This is a genomic window from Chelativorans alearensis (genome assembly GCF_010993735.1).
In the GTDB taxonomy this organism is placed as follows: Bacteria; Pseudomonadota; Alphaproteobacteria; order Rhizobiales; family Rhizobiaceae; genus Chelativorans; species Chelativorans alearense.
On sequence record NZ_WQNI01000002.1, the window covers coordinates 452,637 to 468,853 of the forward strand.

Genomic DNA, 16,217 nt, shown 5'->3' on the forward strand with positions numbered 1-16,217 from the left:
AGCGTCAGCCCGCGCGCCGCAAGCGGCCGGCCTGGCCGCGGCGAAAGCTTTCCTCCTCGAAGAGGGAGGCGAGCTGCTCCGTCATGGCGCCGGCGAGTTCCTCCGCATCGACGATGGTGACGGCGCGACGGTAGTAGCGCGTCACGTCGTGGCCGATGCCGATGGCAAGCAGTTCCACGGGCGAGCGCGTCTCGATGAGGTCGATGATCCCGCGCAGGTGGCGCTCCAGATAGTTGCCGGGATTGACGGACAGCGTGGAATCGTCGACCGGGGCGCCGTCGGAGATCATCATCAGGATCCGGCGCTGCTCGGGGCGGGCGATCAGGCGCCGATGCGCCCACAAAAGCGCCTCGCCGTCGATGTTCTCCTTCAGGAGCCCCTCGCGCATCATCAGGCCGAGATTGCGCCGGGCGCGGCGCCAGGGCGTGTCCGCGCTCTTGTAGATGATGTGGCGCAGGTCATTGAGGCGGCCGGGGTTGGCGGGCTTGCCCTCCTTCAGCCATTTCTCGCGTGCCTGCCCGCCCTTCCAGGCCCGCGTGGTGAAACCCAGGATCTCCACGCGCACGCCGCAGCGCTCCAGCGTGCGGGCGAGGATGTCGGCGCAGGTGGCGGCCACCGAGATGGGCCGGCCGCGCATGGAGCCGGAGTTGTCGAGCAGGAGCGTCACCACCGTGTCACGGAAATTGGTGTCGCGCTCCTGCTTGAAGGAGAGCGGCTGCATGGGATCGATGATGAGACGGGGGAGGCGGGCTGTGTCGAGCACGCCTTCCTCCAGGTCGAAATCCCAGGAGCGGTTCTGCTGCGCCATCAGGCGCCGCTGCAGACGGTTCGCCAGCCGCCCGACGACGCCCTGCAGGTTGGCAAGCTGCTTGTCGAGGAAGGCGCGCAGTCGGTCCAGCTCCTCCTCGTCGCACAGGTCCTCGGCGTTCACCACCTCGTCGAACTCGGTCGTGTAGAGGCGGTAGTCGATCTCGCTCGCGGCCTGATCGAAGGGGCTTTCGGGGCGCCTTGCCTCGCCCGGCGTCTCGGTGTCGAGGTCCTCCTGCTCGGAAACGTCTTCCGCCGTGGTCGCGGCGGCATCATTCTCGCCCGCTTCGTTCTCATCGCTGGCGGCATCGGCCTCGTCCGCCTGGCTGCGGTCGCCTTCGGATTCGTCCTCGCCGCCTTCCTCAGAGGATTCTTCGCCTTTGGGCTGGTCGCTGTCCTCTTCGCTTTCCTCGCCCTGCTTGTCCTCCTCGAGATCCTCGCCCATGTCCATAGAGCCCAGGAGCTCGCGCACGGTACGGGCGAAGGCGTCCTGGTCCTCGATGTTGGGCAGGAGGGCATTTAGGTCGGTGCCTGCCTTCTCCTCCACCCAGTCGCGCCATAGTTCGACGACCCGCTCCCCGCTCTTGGGCGCGGCGCGGCCCGTCAGTTTCTCGCGCACCATCAGCGCAATGGCTTCCTCGAGCGGTGCATCGGCCCTCTCGCGCACCTCGGCGAGGTTGGCGCGGGCGAACTTCTCCTCCAGCATGGCGGCGATGTTGTCGGACACGCCTTGCATGGAACGGGCGCCGATCGCTTCCACGCGCGCCTGCTCCACGGCGTCGAAGATGGCGCGCGCCTGCTGGCCATGGGGCGCCAGGCGGTTGTGCAGGCGCACGTCGTGGCAGGCGTGGCGCAGGGCCATGGAATCGCCCAGACCGCGGGTAACGTGCAGCGCTTCGGGCGTCGGCTTCTTCGGCGGTTCGGGCAGGCGGACATGGTTGCCGGCGATGCCCGGCCTGTCCTTCGTGAAGCCCACCTCCAACTCGTGATCGCCGGCGATCGCGCGCACGCAGGCCGTCACCGCGCGCTTGAACGGGTCGAGCGGCGCTTCCTGGGGCTGGCCTGGCTTGCGGTTCGTTTGGCTCAAGGACGTATTCTCCGACCGCTCAGCGGGAGCGGCCATCCACCTGTTTGATGTCCAGGGCGTCGAGGTCGACGCCCTCAAGGCAGCGCACGTTGACCGCCGTCATCTTCGTGCCATCCGGCATGGCGGCGCGGGCAAAGGATTCCATGCCACAGACCGCGCAGAAGAGGTGCTGGATCTTCTCGGTGTAGAAGCGGTACTCGGTCAGGCTGTCTTCACCCCTTTTAAGCTCGAAATTCTCGGCCGGCGTGAACGCGAGGATGCTGCCGCGCCGCGTGCAGTAGGAGCAATTGCAGGTGACCGGGCTCGACAGGTCGACGTCGACGTGGAAGTGCACCGCGCCGCAATGGCAACCGCCTTCGTAGGGCATCTCCTTCTCCTAGCTCAGCACCACGTTGGCCGCCGATTCCGGCAACTCCTCGCCGAAGGCGCGCTGATAGAACTCCGCCACGACGGCGCGCTCCAATTCGTCGCACTTGTTCAAGAAGGTCAGCCGGAAGGCAAAGCCGACATCGCCGAAGATCTCGGCGTTCTCGGCCCACATGATGACCGTGCGCGGGCTCATGACCGTGGAAAGATCGCCGTTCATGAAGGCCGAGCGCGTCATGTCGGCCACGCGCACCATGCGGCCGACGATTTCGCGGCCCTTCTCGTTCTGGTAGTGCTTGGCCTTGGCCTGGACGATGGCCACCTCGTCGTCATGCGGCAGGTAGTTGAGCGTGGTGACGATGGACCAGCGGTCCATCTGCGCCTGGTTGATCTGCTGTGTGCCGTGGTAGAGCCCGGTGGTATCACCCAGGCCCACCGTGTTGGCCGTGGCGAAGAGGCGGAAGGCCGGGTGCGGGCGGATGACGCGGCTCTGGTCGAGCAGCGTCAGGCGGCCCGAGGATTCCAGCACGCGCTGGATGACGAACATCACGTCCGGACGCCCGGCGTCATATTCGTCGAAGACCAGCGCCACGTTGTGCTGGTAGGCCCAAGGCAGGATGCCGTCGCGGAACTCGGTGACCTGCTTGCCTTCCTTGACCACGATGGCGTCCTTGCCGACGAGGTCGATGCGGCTCACGTGGCTGTCGAGGTTGATGCGTACGCAGGGCCAGTTGAGGCGCGCCGCCACCTGCTCGATATGCGTGGACTTGCCGGTGCCGTGGTAGCCCGCCACCATGACGCGGCGGTTGTAGGCGAAGCCGGCCAGGATGGCGAGCGTCGTCTGCCTGTCGAACAGATAGTCGGGGTCGATGTCCGGCACATGGGCATCCGCCACGGAATAGGCAGGCACCACCATGTTGGCATCGAAGCCGAATGTTTCCCTCACCGAGGCGGTCGTGTCGGGCAGGTTGGCGATATCGCGGTCGATCTTGTTCATCATACCTCCAGCGTGCAGCGGACCCCTGTCCGCGCCGCTCGTCGTTTAAACCGTGGCCTCTTAGACCAGTTTATCGTTTCGTGGAATCGATGAACTGGTCTAGCTCTTGCAATTCCGGATGGAAAACCGGTTTCCACTTTTCCTGGAATTGCTCTAGCAGAGACCGGGGTTAACAGAAACCCGCTTGCTTCAGGAGCCTGTAGGCCTGAAGGACGTCGCGCAGGCGGGCCTCCGAGCCCCGGTCACCGCCATTCGCATCGGGATGGTGGCGTTTCACCAGGGTTTTATAGCGTGCCTTGATGTCGACGCCAGTCGCTTTGGCGTCCAGGCCCAGCGTTTCCAGCGCCTTGGCCTCAAGGGGCTTGAGGCGCTTTTCGACCGGCCTGCGCGCCTCGGCCTGCGCATCGCCGAACAGGTTGAAGGGGTCGCCCAGGCGCCGGTAATAGGCGGCGTGGCCGGAGCGGAAAGGGGCGAAATCGGGCGCCGCCTGGCCCTTGCCGACAGAGCCGACCTTCCAGGTGGGCCGATGGCCGGTCATCGCCTCCTTCTGGAACCGGGCGATCTCCGAGTCCTTGAGGCCGGAAAAATAATTGTAGCTCTTGTTGTATTGCCGCACATGCTCGAAGCAGAAACGGAAATACTCGCCCTCCTTGTGCCGGCCCACGGGTGCGCGGTGCAGGCCCGGCTGATCGCAGCCGTCCCACTGGCAGCGCGGCGCATGCGCGTCGGCCTCCGCCTTGGTGTCGGGGCGGATGCGGATTTTCTCGAAATATTTCGAGTTCAGTTTCATACCTGACCTGAAGACAGCAAATCAGTAGGGATTATGGCGGATGGCCACCACGAAACAAGAATTGACATTTCGCAGGGAATGGACCTAGGCCAAAGACTCGTGCCGGGGGACATGCCCCATATGGTGTCAGGAGACCGTATTGTCCATACAATCCGCCATCGAAGCCAAGCTCACAAAAGCCTTTTCGCCCGAGCGCCTGGCGGTCGTCAACGAAAGCCACCTGCATGCCGGCCATCACCACACGGCGGGTGGCCATGAGGAGACCTTCGATGGTTCGGGCGAGACGCATTTCCGTGTGCGCATCGTCAGCCAAGCCTTCGCCGGCATGAGCCGGGTCGAGCGGCACCGGGCGGTGAACGACGTGCTGGCCGAGGAACTCGAGGGCGGCGTACACGCGCTGGCGATCGAGCCGGCGGCACCCGGCGAGGCGACGCGGTGGTGATTTAGTCTAACCGGCGCGCCAGTTCGCACCCTTCGGCCGGCGCTTATTCGCTTTTCCCCGCGGCCGTCTCCTCCACCGCCGGCCTGATGCGCAGCCGGGTGATGCGGTTCTTCTCCCGCTTCATGACGATGAAGCGCTTGCCGAAGAAGGTGAAGGCCTGTTTTTCTTCCGGGATGGTCTGGGTCTCGTGGATGACGAGGCCGGCGATTGTGGTGGCCTCCTCGTCCGGAAGGTTCCAATCGAGCGCGCGGTTCAAGTCGCGGATGGGCACTGAGCCTTCCACGACGATGGAGCCGTCGGCCTCCTGCTTGACGCCCTGCATCTCGACGTCGTGCTCGTCGGCGATGTCGCCGACGATCTCCTCGATGATGTCCTCCAGCGTCACCAGCCCTTCCACCTCGCCATATTCGTCGACGACGATGGCGATGTGCGCCTTGCGGCGCAAGAAAGCGTTGAGCTGGTCCTGCAGCGTCGTCGTGTCGGGCACGAACCACGGCTTCGAGGCGATCTTCATGACGTCGATCTTGCTGGCGTCGTTATCGGCGTCATGGAGGGCGCGCAGGAGATCCTTGGTGTGCACCACACCGACGATGTTCTCCGTCGTGCCGTGCCAGAGAGGGAGGCGTGTATAGGGGCTCTTCAGGATCTCGTGCACCACGGTCTCCGGCGGGTCCTCGGCATTGATGGAGCGCATGTTGGTGCGGTGGATCATGACGTCGGAGACTTCCAGCTCGTGCAGGTCGAGCAGACCGCCGACGCGGTCGCGGTCCTGCTTCACCACCGCGCCCTCGCGGTGCAGCACCTCCACCGTGCCGCGCAGTTCCTCATGGGCCGACAACGCGAAGGTGTCGCGTGAAAGATTGATGCCGAAGATGGATAGTATGACGCGCACGATGGCATTCACCACCGACGACAGGGCGCCGAACAGGAGAACCGTCAGGCGCGCGAAGGGCGAGACGAAGAGGGCGAACCGCTCGGGCATTGCCAGCGCCCAGGATTTCGGCAGGATCTCGGCGAAGATAACGAGCAACACCGTCATGACGAGGGTGGCGTAGAGGACGCCCGCCTCGCCGAACAGGCTCAGGAACAGGCTGGTGGCCAGAGCGGAGGCGAAGATGTTGACGAGGTTGTTGCCGATGAGCAGGGCGCCCACCAGCCGATTGCGCCGCTCGATGAGCGTGCTGACCAGACCGGCGCGTTTGTCGCCATTGCGCTCCAGCGTGTGCAGCCGGGCACGGGAGACGGCGGTCATACCGGTCTCGGTGCCGGAGAACAGAAAGGACAGGAAGATCAGCGCCAGAATGGCACCGCCGGTGATCAGCATCTCGGCCGTCATTGCGTTTGACACTCCCTTAGGAACGCGAGCACCTGCGATGTCGGCACATCCTTGGCGATGAAGGACCGGCCGACACCGTGCGTGAGAATGAAGGTCAGCGCGCCGCGCGAGACCTTCTTGTCCTGCGCGATATAGGAAAGCAGCGCTTCCGCGCCAGGAAGGGCGCCGGAGATATGCTCCAGCCGCGTCGGCAGGCCGACATCGCGCAAATGCGCCTCCACGCGGTCGGCGTCGTCGGGGCTGGCGAGATTCATGCGGGCGGAGAAGCGGTGCGCCAGCACCATGCCGATGGCCACGCCCTCGCCATGCACCAAGCGCGCGCTGTCGTAACCGGTAGCGGCCTCGAGCGCATGGCCGAAGGTGTGGCCGAGATTGAGCAGCGCGCGCTCGCCGCTCTCGCGCTCGTCGCGCTCGACGATCTCGGCCTTGGCACGGCAGGACCGGGCGATGGCTTCGGTACGCGCCGCGCTGCCGGAAAAGACATCGCGCCAGTTCGCCTCCAGCCAGGCGAAGAAATCCGGGCGGTCGATCAGCCCGTATTTCGCCATCTCGGCGTAGCCTGCACGGAGTTCGCGCCCAGGCAGCGTGTCGAGGGTGGCGGTGTCGGCGAGCACCAGCCTCGGCTGGTGGATGACGCCGACGAGATTTTTCCCACGGCCCGTGTTGATGCCGGTCTTGCCGCCGACAGAGGAATCCACCTGTGCCAGCAGGGAGGTCGGCACCTGCACGAAGTTCATGCCGCGGCGCACGATGCCGGCGGCGAAGCCCGCCAAATCGCCCATCACACCGCCGCCGAGCGCGATTACCGCATCCCGCCGCTCCAGCCGAGCGCCGAGAATTGCGTCCACCGTCTCCTGAAGGGCATCGAAGCTCTTGCTGCGCTCACCGGGAGGGAGGGTGATGGCGGTGCTTTCGATGCCCGCCGCCTCCAGCCCTTCCTGCAGCGGCTCGAGGTGGAGGGCGGCGACGTTCTCGTCCGTCACGACGGCCGCGCGCGCGCCGGGCAGGCGGGCGGCGATCTCCGCGCCGGCGCGAGCCAAGAGGCCGGCGCCGATGAGGATGTCATAAGCGCGTTCGCCAAGGCCGACGGAAACGGTGGCCGGTTCTTCGGTGCGCTGGTTCATGGTGCAGGTTTCCTCACCTCTCGCCCCTCCGCCAGGAAGCGGGCGAGGCTGGTCATCACTTCCGCGGCGATCACCTCTTTCGGCTCGTCGCGCGAGCGCACGGTAACGTCCGCCTCTTCATAGACCGGATAGCGAACCTCCATAAGGCGCTGCATGACCGCGCGCGGGTCTTCGGCCTGAAGAAGCGGCCGGTTCTGGCGCTTGGCCACCCGCTGCATCAGCGTGTCGAGGTCGGCCTTCAGCCACACGGAAACGCCGCGGCGGGCAATCGCCTGGCGGGTTGCGGCGCTCATGAAGGCGCCACCGCCGGTAGACAGCACCTGCGGCCCCTCCTTCAGGAGGCGCGCGATCACCCGGCGCTCCAGCGCGCGAAACTCCTCTTCACCGTAAGCGGCGAAGAGATCGGGGATCGTCATGCGCGAAACGTCCTCGATTTCGTGGTCGCTGTCGATGAAAGGCAAACCCAGTGTCGCCGCCACCTTGCGTCCGATCACGGTCTTGCCGGCGCCCATCAGCCCGACGAAGACGACCGTGCGCCGCCCAAGCCGGTTGAGCAGGGCCGGGATGTTCGCCACGTCTTGATTGTCGGTCGCCGTCATGCCGCAGGTTTCGACATCAAAAGACATATCGCGTCAAGCGTTTACGATGCCGGCGGCGGCTTGCCTTGTCCGGCCGCGCGTTCCATAACCTTGAGGAACCAACGCCTCGACGGGAGCGACATGCCGACCCTTTTCCGGCTCTTGACGGTGATCGCCATCCTCGCCGGCCTCTTCTACGGCGCCATGTTCGCGCTTGCCACGCTGGTGGAGCCGAACAGGGTCGAGATGACCGTGGACGTGCCGGCGGAACGGCTTCTTACCGAGTGAGCGAAACGATGGCGAGCGGCGCGAAGATCGAGGCATTCCTGGAGATGATGGCCGCCGAGCGTGGGGCGAGCGACAACACGCTCGCCTCCTACCGCCGCGACCTGGAGGACGCGGACGCTTTTCTGGAGGCGGCGGAGAGCGGGCTTGCGGGCGCCAGCCCGGCAGGCATCCGCGCTTATCTCGGTGACATGGCCGGGCGCGGCTTCGCGGCCACGACCCAGGCGCGCAAGCTCTCGGCGCTGCGCCAGTTCTTCAAGTTCCTCTATGCCGAAGGTCTGCGCGGCGACGACCCGACAGGCGTGCTCGACAGCCCGAAGAAGGGGCGGCCGCTGCCGAAGACGCTGAGTGAGGCGGAGACGGGGCTGCTTCTGGAGCGCGCCGCGCAAGAAGCGCGGGCAGCAGTCGAAGGCTCGCCCGAGCGTATCGCCGCGCAACGCCTGTCGACGCTCCTGGAGGTGCTCTACGCGTCGGGCCTGCGTGTCTCGGAGCTTGTCAGCCTGCCGGTCACGGTGGCGTTGCGCGACGAGCGCTTCTTCACCGTGCGCGGCAAGGGCGGCAAGGAGCGCATCGTGCCGCTGTCGGGCAAGGCGCGAGCCGCGGTGGCGCTGTGGCTTGCCGAGCGCGCCAGGCACCCGACGCTGGCGGAGAGCCCCTGGCTCTTCCCCGCCGCTTCGGAGCGCGGCCATCTGCCACGGCAGGTGTTCGCCCGCGAGCTCAAAGGTCTTGCCGCGCGCGCAGGCATCGCCAGCGCCAAGGTCTCGCCGCACGTGCTGCGCCACGCCTTCGCCAGCCATCTCCTGCAGAACGGGGCAGACTTGCGCGCGGTGCAGCAGCTTCTCGGCCATTCGGATATTTCGACGACGCAAATCTACACGCATGTGCTGGAAAAGCGGCTGCAAGAACTGGTACAAAAACACCATCCGCTTGCCGACTAGGCTTATGGTCGCTATGTGAAGCCATCAATCGCGGGCCCTTCTATCCTTTCAGTGCCCTGAACCGCGTGTCTCGTGTCGATTTGGCGGGTTAATGTATAACTATCTCGATTTCGAAAAACCGGTCGCCGATCTCGAAGGCAAAATCCTCGAACTGAAGACGTTGAGCGAAGGCGGCGAGGCCGTCGACGTTGCCGAGGAGATCGCACGGCTGGAGAAGCGCTCGAAGGATGCGTTGCGTGACATCTACAAGACGCTGACGCCGTGGCAGAAGGCGCAGGTCGCCCGCCACCCCGACCGGCCGCATTGTATGGACTATGTGCGTGAGCTTTTCACCGATTTCACGCCACTGGCCGGCGACCGTGCCTTTGGCGAGGACCAGGCGATCGTCACCGGCTTTGCCCGCTTCAAGGGCCAGGCGATCGCCCTGATCGGCCAGGAAAAGGGCAACGATACGCAAAGCCGGCTCAAGCACAATTTCGGCATGGCAAGGCCCGAAGGCTACCGCAAGGCGGTGCGCGTGATGGATCTGGCCGACCGCTTCGGCATCCCCGTCATCACCCTGGTGGATACGGCCGGCGCCTATCCGGGCATCGGTGCCGAGGAGCGGGGGCAGGCCGAGGCCATCGCCCGTTCCACCTCTAAATGTCTCGCCCTCCAGGTGCCGAACCTCTCCGTCATCATCGGCGAGGGCGGCTCGGGCGGGGCCATCGCCATCGCCACCGCCAACCAGGTCTACATGCTGGAGCACTCCATCTATTCGGTGATCTCGCCGGAAGGGGCGGCGTCAATCCTGTGGCACGATTCCACGCGTGCCAAGGACGCGGCGACGAACATGAAGATCACCGCCCAGGACCTCTTGCAGCTCAAGATCATCGACGGCATCGTGCCTGAGCCCGTGGGTGGCGCGCACCGTGCGCCCGATACTGTGATCGCGGCCGCCGGGGAGACTATCGATAAGGGCTTCAAGGAACTCGCCGAGGGCGGCTCCGACTACCGCGAGCACCGCAGGGAAAAGTTCCTCGCCATCGGCCGCAACCTGTAATCGTCGTCACCGTTATGCCGCGGGACTGCCATAATCTTGCCTTGCCAGCGACTTCAATGGTAGGCGATAAACATCAATTCGCACGTTACCGGTAATGATTTGTCAAGCCTAACGGGTCTTTAGTTGTGGGGTAAAAGCCCGCTCCTGCCGCCTGGAGGGGGATTGGCAGTCAAATAGAGACGTTGCATGAAGAGCCGCATCGCACGCGCTGCCCTGCTGACCGTCGGCCTCGCGCTCGCGGGATGCAGCGGCGAATCGCTGGAAGACATTGCGCCCAAAGCCGAGCGCCAGCTCCCGGCCGCCATCGTTCAGACCATGAAAGCGAAGGGGATCAGCAAGGGCGCCCCGATCATGATGCGCATCTTTAAAGAGGAAGGTGTGCTTGAGGTCTGGAAGCAGAAGCAGAACGGCCGCTACGACCTCGTCACCAGCTACGACATCTGCAAATGGTCGGGCAAGCTTGGGCCGAAATACACCGAGGGCGACCGGCAGGCGCCGGAGGGCTTCTACGGGGTGCGCCCGCAGCAGATGAACCCGCGGTCGAGCTACCACCTGTCCTTCAACATCGGCTTCCCCAATATCTATGACCGCGCCAACGGCCGCACGGGGCAGCACCTGATGGTGCACGGCGCCTGCTCGTCCGCCGGCTGCTATTCCATGACCGACGAGCAGGTGGAAGAGATCTATGCCTTCGCGCGCGATGCCTTTCGCGGCGGCCAGCAGGCGTTCCAGCTTCAGGCCTTTCCCTTCCGCATGACGCCGGAGAACATGGCGCGCTACCGCAATGATCCGAATTATCCGTACTGGACCATGCTGAAGGAAGGCTACGACCACTTCGAGATCACCAAGCAGCCGCCGCGGGTGGATGTGTGCGAGAGGCGCTATGTCTTCAACCGCATCCCGGCGGAGGGCGAGAGCTTTGTGGCGACGGAGGCTTGTCCGCCCTCCACGCAGCCCGATAGCCTGATGGCCGCCTACAAGAAATACAAGGCGCAGCAGGACGTCGCCTTCGCCGAAGCGGTTAAGAAGAAGGCCAAGCCGGAGCCGAACCCTTCGATCCTCGGGCACGAGGAAGCGCTTTTGGTGGCTGATTGGACCCGGCGGCGGGCGAGGGGCGAAAAGGTCTCGCCCGAGCCGCCGTCGTTGGCGTCGGTAAATGTCGCCGCGAGTGAAAAGCCGGAGAACGAGGCCCCGGCGCCCGTATCCGCCTATGCTTCCGCCTCCACCGGGGCGCGGGAAGCGCAGGCCGAGGTAGGCGTACCGCCGCTGACCACCGGCTCGCTGCCCGCGCCGACACCGAACCCTAAGGGCGCGCCCGCGCCGGCTCAGAAGGCGGAATCTTCGCCGCAGTCACCCATAAGCCGCTTCTTGAACATCTTCAGCAAATGACGCCATGAATCTCGTACGCGATGCGGCTGAGGTTTACGATCTCAAGGGGCTCAACTGCCCCCTGCCGGTCCTGAAGGCGCGCAAGCGGCTTGCCGGCATGAAGCCTGGCGCATGCCTTTGGCTGGAGACGACGGATCCGCTGGCGGCGATCGATATCCCCGCCTTCTGCGCCGAGCAAAAGCACCGCCTCGTGGAAACACGGGTTGTACCGGGTGGCCACCGCTTCCTCATCGAGCGAGGCGCTGGCTAGCGAACCGATTTTCGGAAAGCACGGATGCGTAAAATCCAATAACCTACAGCGTCTTTCGTGCGTTCAGGCGCGGAAGCCGGGGATCGCCAGGGGATTGTGCTCCAGGGCTGTGCGGTCGGGCGTGTCGACCGCCGCCTGGCCCGCGAAGGCGGCGAAGATGCGGCGAACATAGTCGACATCGAGCGCGTGTCCGATGACGACGATACGCGTGCCGCGCCCGCTGTCGGGCCAGCGGGAGAGCCTTTCCGGCGCGTGCAGGAGCCTTTGCGCGCCCTGGACGAGGAGCGGGCGCGAAGGCTCCTCTATCGTCTCCACCAGCCCCTTGATGCGCAGGATGTGCTCGCCCTGCTGCGTGGCGAGCAGATCGAGGAAATTCTCGACCGCCGCTTGCGGCAGGGGGCGGTCGTGGGTGAGCGACACGGACTGGAAGCGCCCCTCGTGGTGCCCGTGATCGTGCGGGTGGTCATGGTCGTGGTGCGCGGCCGGCGGCGGTGCCGTGCGAGGGCCTGCGTCTCTCTCGAACATGGCCGCCGAGCCCGCCTCGGGCGCGCGGGCGTCGAGGATTTCCGCGTTCGGGTTGAGTGCGGCCATATGGCGGATGAGCGCCTGCCGGTCCTTGTCCGGAGCGAGATCGCCCTTGGTGAGGAGCAGGCGGTCGGCCACGACGACCTGGCTCAGCGCTTCTTCATGGGCGTCGAGCGTGGCCGCGCCGTTCACCGCGTCGACCACCGTCACCACGCTCCCGACGCTGTAGGTCCGCGACAGCTCGGGATGGGCCATCACCGCCTGCAGCACGGGCACGGGATCGGCAAGGCCGGTGGTCTCCACCACCACGCGGCGCAGTTTTTGCGCGCGCCCGGCAAGCGCTGCCAGCGTGTCGACCAGCGCCCCGCGCACCGTGCAGCACAGGCAACCGTCGCCAAGCTCGATAACGCCGTCGGAGGCCTGCTCGACGAGCAGGTGGTCGATGGAAATCTCGCCGAACTCGTTGACGATCACGGCGGTGTCGGCGAGTGCAGGGTCCTTCAGCAGCCGGTTGATGAGCGTCGTCTTGCCGGCGCCGAGGAAGCCGGTGACGATGTCGAGGACTATCGGCTGGCCTCCCATGCTCAGTCGCCCTGGTCCACAACAGCCGACTGCGGCGGGTAGGCGGGACGCGGGGTCGGTATCGGCACATTGGCGTAGCGGGGTGTCTTCGATTCCGGCCCATCGGCGCCGCCGAGGCCGACGGCAACAAGCCGGGGCTCACGCGTCATCTCCCGTACATAGGGCGAATCGATGACGAGGCGGCCCTCGTCGTCACGCATTTTCACGCGCTTTGCCACCGCCTCCTGCGAGCAAATTTCTGGCCGCATGTCGGTGGCGGTATTGCTGTCGGGCGAGGATGGGCGCAGGCTTGCCAGCGCCGGCGCGGCAAAGCCTCGCGCCTTGAAGCCCTGCGCCAGAAGCTCCGCTGCCTTCTCCGCCCGCTCCACCTGCGATTGCGCGCCCAGCACGATGGCGGCGAGGGTGCGCCGGCCGCGCGTCGCGGTGGCGACAAGGTTGAAGCCGGAGGCGCAGACGTAGCCCGTCTTCATGCCGTCGGCACCTTCGAAGCGGCCGATCAGGAAGTTGTAGTTGGGCATGACCTTCTTGCCGGCGCGCAGGCCCTCGATGGAGAAGTATGCCGCGTACTGCGGAAACTCGGTGCGGATCGCCCGCACCAAGAGGGCCAGATCGCGTGCCGTCGTGTATTGCTGCGTGGAATGCAGCCCGTGGGCATTGACGAAATGCGTCCCCGTCATGCCCAGGCGCTGTGCCTCCGCATTCATACGGGCGGCGAACGCGCTTTCCGAACCGCCGACATTCTCGGCGATTGCCGTGGCCACGTCGTTGGCCGATTTGACCATGATGATCTTCAGCGCGTTGTCGAGGGTAAGAACCGAGCCCGGCGGATAGCCCATCTTGCTGGGCGGCTCCTTGGCGGCGCTCTGCGTCATGCGCACGGGCGAATCGAACTGCATTTCGCCGGCCTCGACAGCGCGGAAGGCCACATAGGCCGTCATCAGCTTGGTAAGCGAGGCCGGATACCAACGCTTGAAGGCGTCCTCCGCGGCCAGCACGCGCCCGCTATCCACCTCCATGAGAACATGGGGGCCGGCAATGGCGGCCGCGCCCGGCAGCGACAGAAAAATTGCCGCTGCCGCGGTGAACGCTCTGCCGCTCCGCCAAAACCGTATTGCGTATCCCGATTTCATGTATTGCCTGTGTGCTGCCGATATCCGTAAGATGGCCGGGTCAAAAGCCTGCCCTGCCCACCCCTTTCAAGCTCGCGGCCGCTGCCATATCTAGCGCACATGTCGCCACGATGGCAAAGGGCGGGTCAGCGGCATTGTCCCGCAGCCGGCGGGATCCCGCAAGCGAAGGAACACACTTTATGCCCATCGTGAATCGTTCAGCCGAACTTCATGACGAGATCACGGCGTGGCGCCGCGAATTACACAGAAAACCGGAAATTCTGTTCGATGTTCACGAAACGGCGTCCTTCGTGCGCGCGAAGTTGGAGGCTTTCGGCTGCGACGAGGTGGTCACCGGCCTCGGACGGACCGGCGTGGTGGGGATCATCCGCGGCAGCCGCGGCACGGGACCGACGATCGGCCTGCGCGCCGATATGGATGCGCTGCCGATCGAGGAGGAGACCGGCGCCCATTATCGCTCGACGGTGCCTGGCCGGATGCATGCCTGCGGCCATGACGGGCACACCTCCATGCTCCTGGGCGCAGCCAAGTATCTCACCGAGACGCGTAACTTCGCGGGCACCGTGGCTGTCATCTTCCAGCCGGCGGAAGAGGGCGGGGGTGGCGGCCGCGAGATGGTGAAAGACGGCATGATGGAGCGCTTCGGGATCGAACGCGTGTTCGGCATGCACAACCTGCCCGGCCTGCCGGTGGGGCACTTCGCCATTCGCCCCGGCCCCATCATGGCGGCGACGGCGGAATTCGTCATCGAGGTGCAGGGCAAGGGCGGTCATGCGGCGATGCCGCACAAGACGGTGGATTCCATCGTCGTCGCCGGGCAGATGGTCGGCGCGCTGCAGACGATCGCCGCGCGCTCCGCCGATCCGCTGGAATCGATCGTCGTTTCGGTGACCAAGATCCACGGTGGCGATTCCCACAACATCATTCCCGACAGGGTGCGGATGGAAGGCACGGTGCGCACCTTGAAGAAGGAGATGAATGTGCTCGCCGAGGAGCGCCTGCGTGCCCTGTGCACCGGCATCGCCGAGGCGCACGGGGCCAGCGTCACGGTGGCCTATCAGTCGAATTACCCGGTCACCTTCAACCACGCCGAGGAGACGGAATTCGCGGCGCAAGTGGCGCGCGAGGTGGCGGGAGACACCAACGTGGAGACCGGCATCGCCCCCCTGATGGGCGGTGAGGATTTTTCCTACATGCTGGAAGCGCGCCCCGGTGCCTTCATTTTCGTTGGCAACGGCGACGGCGCCTATCTGCACAACCCGCGCTACGACTTCAACGACGAGGCCATACCGTACGGCGTAAGCTACTGGGTGCGGCTGGCGGAAACGGCACTGCCGGGCTAATTCCATTTCGGCTTGGCGAAGCCGCCGCGACGCGTTATGAGTGTGCCCGTTTCCGGTCCCGTAGCTCAGCAGGATAGAGCATCAGATTCCTAATCTGAGGGTCGCTGGTTCGAATCCAGCCGGGATCGCCAACAAAATTCGGTCCGCACAGGACACACGGGTTACACTTCATTTTGGACACAACGCTTTTGCCCCGAAGGGGTTTTGAAGTGATCGAGGAGGCCACCAATCGGGCGGCGAACGGCGAACGGTCCGTGATCGCCGGAATCCGTCTCAGCCACCCTGAAAGGATCCTGTTCAAGGAACAGGGCGTCACGAAGCGCGATCTCGCCGCCTATATGGAGCGGGCATCGGCGCACATGTTGCCTTACCTCAAGGACAGGCTCATCAGCCTGGTGCGTTGCCCTCAGGGCAGGGCAAGGCAGTGCTTCTTCCAACGTCATGGCAGCGCCGGCATGCCGCGGCAGTTCCGCAGCCTCAACGTGCATCAGAAGAAGGGCGGCGAAAGAGAGTATCTTTACATCAGGGATGCGGCCGGGCTCGTCGCGGCCGCGCAGATCGGTGTCCTCGAGCTCCACATCTGGGGCTCGCGGGTGGACGATATCGAGCGGCCGGACAGGCTCGTTTTCGACCTCGATCCGGACCCCACGGTCAGTTTCGAGAAGGTCAAGGAAGCGGCGGTGCACATGCACGACATCCTTGAGACGCTCGGCCTTTCGAGCTTTCCCCTGCTCACCGGCGGCAAGGGCATTCACGTCGTGTGCCCGCTCGTGCGCCGCTATCGATGGCCGACGATAAAAGCTTTCGCCAAGGCGCTGGCCGAGCGCATGGCCGAAGACGATCCGGGGCGTTATGTCGCAACCATGAGTAAGGCAAAGCGCAAGGGACGCATCTTCATCGACTATCTCCGCAACGAGCGCGGCGCTTCGGCGATCGCACCTTTTTCGCCGCGTGCCAGAAAAGGCGCCCCGCTCGCCTGGCCCGTCGACTGGGACGAACTGGGTTCGATCGACGCCGCGGACGTGTTCCGCCTTGGAAAGGCCGATCCGCAGGCGGTTTCCGCCTGGAGGAGCTATGGCCGCCGGCAAGGGCTCAAGGCGGCCACATTGCGCGCACTCGGCGTGCGGGCGGAAGAGGTGCTGAAGCCGAATTTCGACCCCTAACCCAGGCGACATTCGTTTTCGGGCGCCTGTCCCGGGCGGTCCG

17 protein-coding genes and 1 tRNA gene are annotated in these 16,217 nt (G+C 65.2%); 9 read left to right on the plus strand and 9 right to left on the minus strand.

Annotated features, from left to right (window positions below; genetic code table 11):
* Positions 1–4 precede the first annotated feature (4 nt).
* The 4 genes from cobT to GPJ75_RS05055 all read right to left on the minus strand — a co-directional run bounded on the left by cobT (position 5) and on the right by GPJ75_RS05055 (position 4,047).
* Complete coding sequence (gene cobT, locus GPJ75_RS05040; RefSeq protein WP_163265737.1) at positions 5–1,930, minus strand: cobaltochelatase subunit CobT; 1,926 nt, start codon at positions 1,928–1,930, stop codon at positions 5–7.
* Positions 1,914–2,261: a GFA family protein gene (locus tag GPJ75_RS05045; RefSeq protein ID WP_163265739.1), complete on the minus strand. Its 348-nt coding sequence runs from the start codon at positions 2,259–2,261 to the stop codon at positions 1,914–1,916. Before GPJ75_RS05045 ends, cobT begins: the two co-directional genes overlap by 17 nt.
* Before the next feature lie 9 nt (positions 2,262–2,270).
* Positions 2,271–3,257 (minus strand): cobaltochelatase subunit CobS, encoded by a 987-nt coding sequence (cobS, locus tag GPJ75_RS05050; RefSeq protein WP_163265741.1) that lies wholly within the window; start codon positions 3,255–3,257, stop codon positions 2,271–2,273.
* A gap of 169 nt (positions 3,258–3,426) precedes the next feature.
* Positions 3,427–4,047, minus strand: coding sequence for a J domain-containing protein (locus GPJ75_RS05055; RefSeq protein ID WP_163265743.1), 621 nt, complete (start codon positions 4,045–4,047; stop codon positions 3,427–3,429).
* 139 nt (positions 4,048–4,186) lie between these two features.
* Between GPJ75_RS05055 and GPJ75_RS05060 the strand changes: the two genes are divergently transcribed.
* A complete protein-coding gene (locus tag GPJ75_RS05060; protein WP_163265746.1) occupies positions 4,187–4,489 on the plus strand; it encodes a BolA family protein in 303 nt (100 codons plus the stop codon).
* 43 nt (positions 4,490–4,532) lie between these two features.
* Here the strand turns inward: GPJ75_RS05060 and GPJ75_RS05065 are convergent, their stop codons facing one another.
* The 3 genes from GPJ75_RS05065 to GPJ75_RS05075 are packed head-to-tail and all read right to left on the minus strand — an operon-like array spanning position 4,533 to position 7,548.
* Positions 4,533–5,825 (minus strand): HlyC/CorC family transporter, encoded by a 1,293-nt coding sequence (locus tag GPJ75_RS05065; protein ID WP_163265748.1) that lies wholly within the window; start codon positions 5,823–5,825, stop codon positions 4,533–4,535.
* Complete coding sequence (gene aroB, locus GPJ75_RS05070) at positions 5,822–6,949, minus strand: 3-dehydroquinate synthase (RefSeq protein WP_163265750.1); 1,128 nt, start codon at positions 6,947–6,949, stop codon at positions 5,822–5,824. Before aroB ends, GPJ75_RS05065 begins: the two co-directional genes overlap by 4 nt.
* Positions 6,946–7,548 carry a shikimate kinase gene (locus GPJ75_RS05075; RefSeq protein ID WP_163265752.1) on the minus strand — a complete coding sequence of 201 codons (603 nt, stop codon included), beginning with the start codon at positions 7,546–7,548 and terminating at the stop codon, positions 6,946–6,948. Before GPJ75_RS05075 ends, aroB begins: the two co-directional genes overlap by 4 nt.
* A gap of 120 nt (positions 7,549–7,668) precedes the next feature.
* Here GPJ75_RS05075 and GPJ75_RS05080 point away from each other — a divergent pair, with 120 nt between their 5' ends.
* From GPJ75_RS05080 to GPJ75_RS05100, 5 genes are all read left to right on the plus strand, one after another.
* A complete protein-coding gene (locus GPJ75_RS05080; RefSeq protein ID WP_159586084.1) occupies positions 7,669–7,815 on the plus strand; it encodes a histidine kinase in 147 nt (48 codons plus the stop codon).
* Between the two features lie 8 nt (positions 7,816–7,823).
* Positions 7,824–8,750, plus strand: coding sequence for a site-specific tyrosine recombinase XerD (locus tag GPJ75_RS05085; RefSeq protein WP_163265878.1), 927 nt, complete (start codon positions 7,824–7,826; stop codon positions 8,748–8,750).
* Between the two features lie 91 nt (positions 8,751–8,841).
* A complete protein-coding gene (locus GPJ75_RS05090; RefSeq protein WP_163265754.1) occupies positions 8,842–9,792 on the plus strand; it encodes an acetyl-CoA carboxylase carboxyltransferase subunit alpha in 951 nt (316 codons plus the stop codon).
* A 186-nt stretch (positions 9,793–9,978) separates the two neighbouring features.
* Positions 9,979–11,181, plus strand: a complete 1,203-nt coding sequence (locus tag GPJ75_RS05095) for a L,D-transpeptidase family protein (RefSeq protein WP_163265756.1) — start codon at positions 9,979–9,981, stop codon at positions 11,179–11,181.
* Between the two features lie 4 nt (positions 11,182–11,185).
* Positions 11,186–11,431, plus strand: a complete 246-nt coding sequence (locus GPJ75_RS05100) for a sulfurtransferase TusA family protein (protein WP_163265759.1) — start codon at positions 11,186–11,188, stop codon at positions 11,429–11,431.
* A gap of 63 nt (positions 11,432–11,494) precedes the next feature.
* Here GPJ75_RS05100 and GPJ75_RS05105 read toward each other — a convergent pair whose 3' ends face one another.
* Both GPJ75_RS05105 and GPJ75_RS05110 read right to left on the minus strand, forming a co-directional pair.
* A complete protein-coding gene (locus GPJ75_RS05105) occupies positions 11,495–12,538 on the minus strand; it encodes a CobW family GTP-binding protein (RefSeq protein ID WP_163265761.1) in 1,044 nt (347 codons plus the stop codon).
* A gap of 2 nt (positions 12,539–12,540) precedes the next feature.
* Positions 12,541–13,668 carry a D-alanyl-D-alanine carboxypeptidase family protein gene (locus tag GPJ75_RS05110; RefSeq protein WP_163265763.1) on the minus strand — a complete coding sequence of 376 codons (1,128 nt, stop codon included), beginning with the start codon at positions 13,666–13,668 and terminating at the stop codon, positions 12,541–12,543.
* 179 nt (positions 13,669–13,847) lie between these two features.
* Between GPJ75_RS05110 and GPJ75_RS05115 the strand changes: the two genes are divergently transcribed.
* The 3 genes from GPJ75_RS05115 to ligD all read left to right on the plus strand — a co-directional run bounded on the left by GPJ75_RS05115 (position 13,848) and on the right by ligD (position 16,174).
* Entirely contained in the window at positions 13,848–15,011 is a 1,164-nt protein-coding gene (locus GPJ75_RS05115; RefSeq protein WP_163265765.1) for a M20 aminoacylase family protein, read from the plus strand.
* A 54-nt stretch (positions 15,012–15,065) separates the two neighbouring features.
* Positions 15,066–15,142, plus strand: a tRNA-Arg gene (locus tag GPJ75_RS05120).
* 78 nt (positions 15,143–15,220) lie between these two features.
* Positions 15,221–16,174, plus strand: a complete 954-nt coding sequence (gene ligD / locus GPJ75_RS05125; protein WP_246248904.1) for a non-homologous end-joining DNA ligase — start codon at positions 15,221–15,223, stop codon at positions 16,172–16,174.
* The last annotated feature ends 43 nt before the right edge of the window (positions 16,175–16,217 follow it).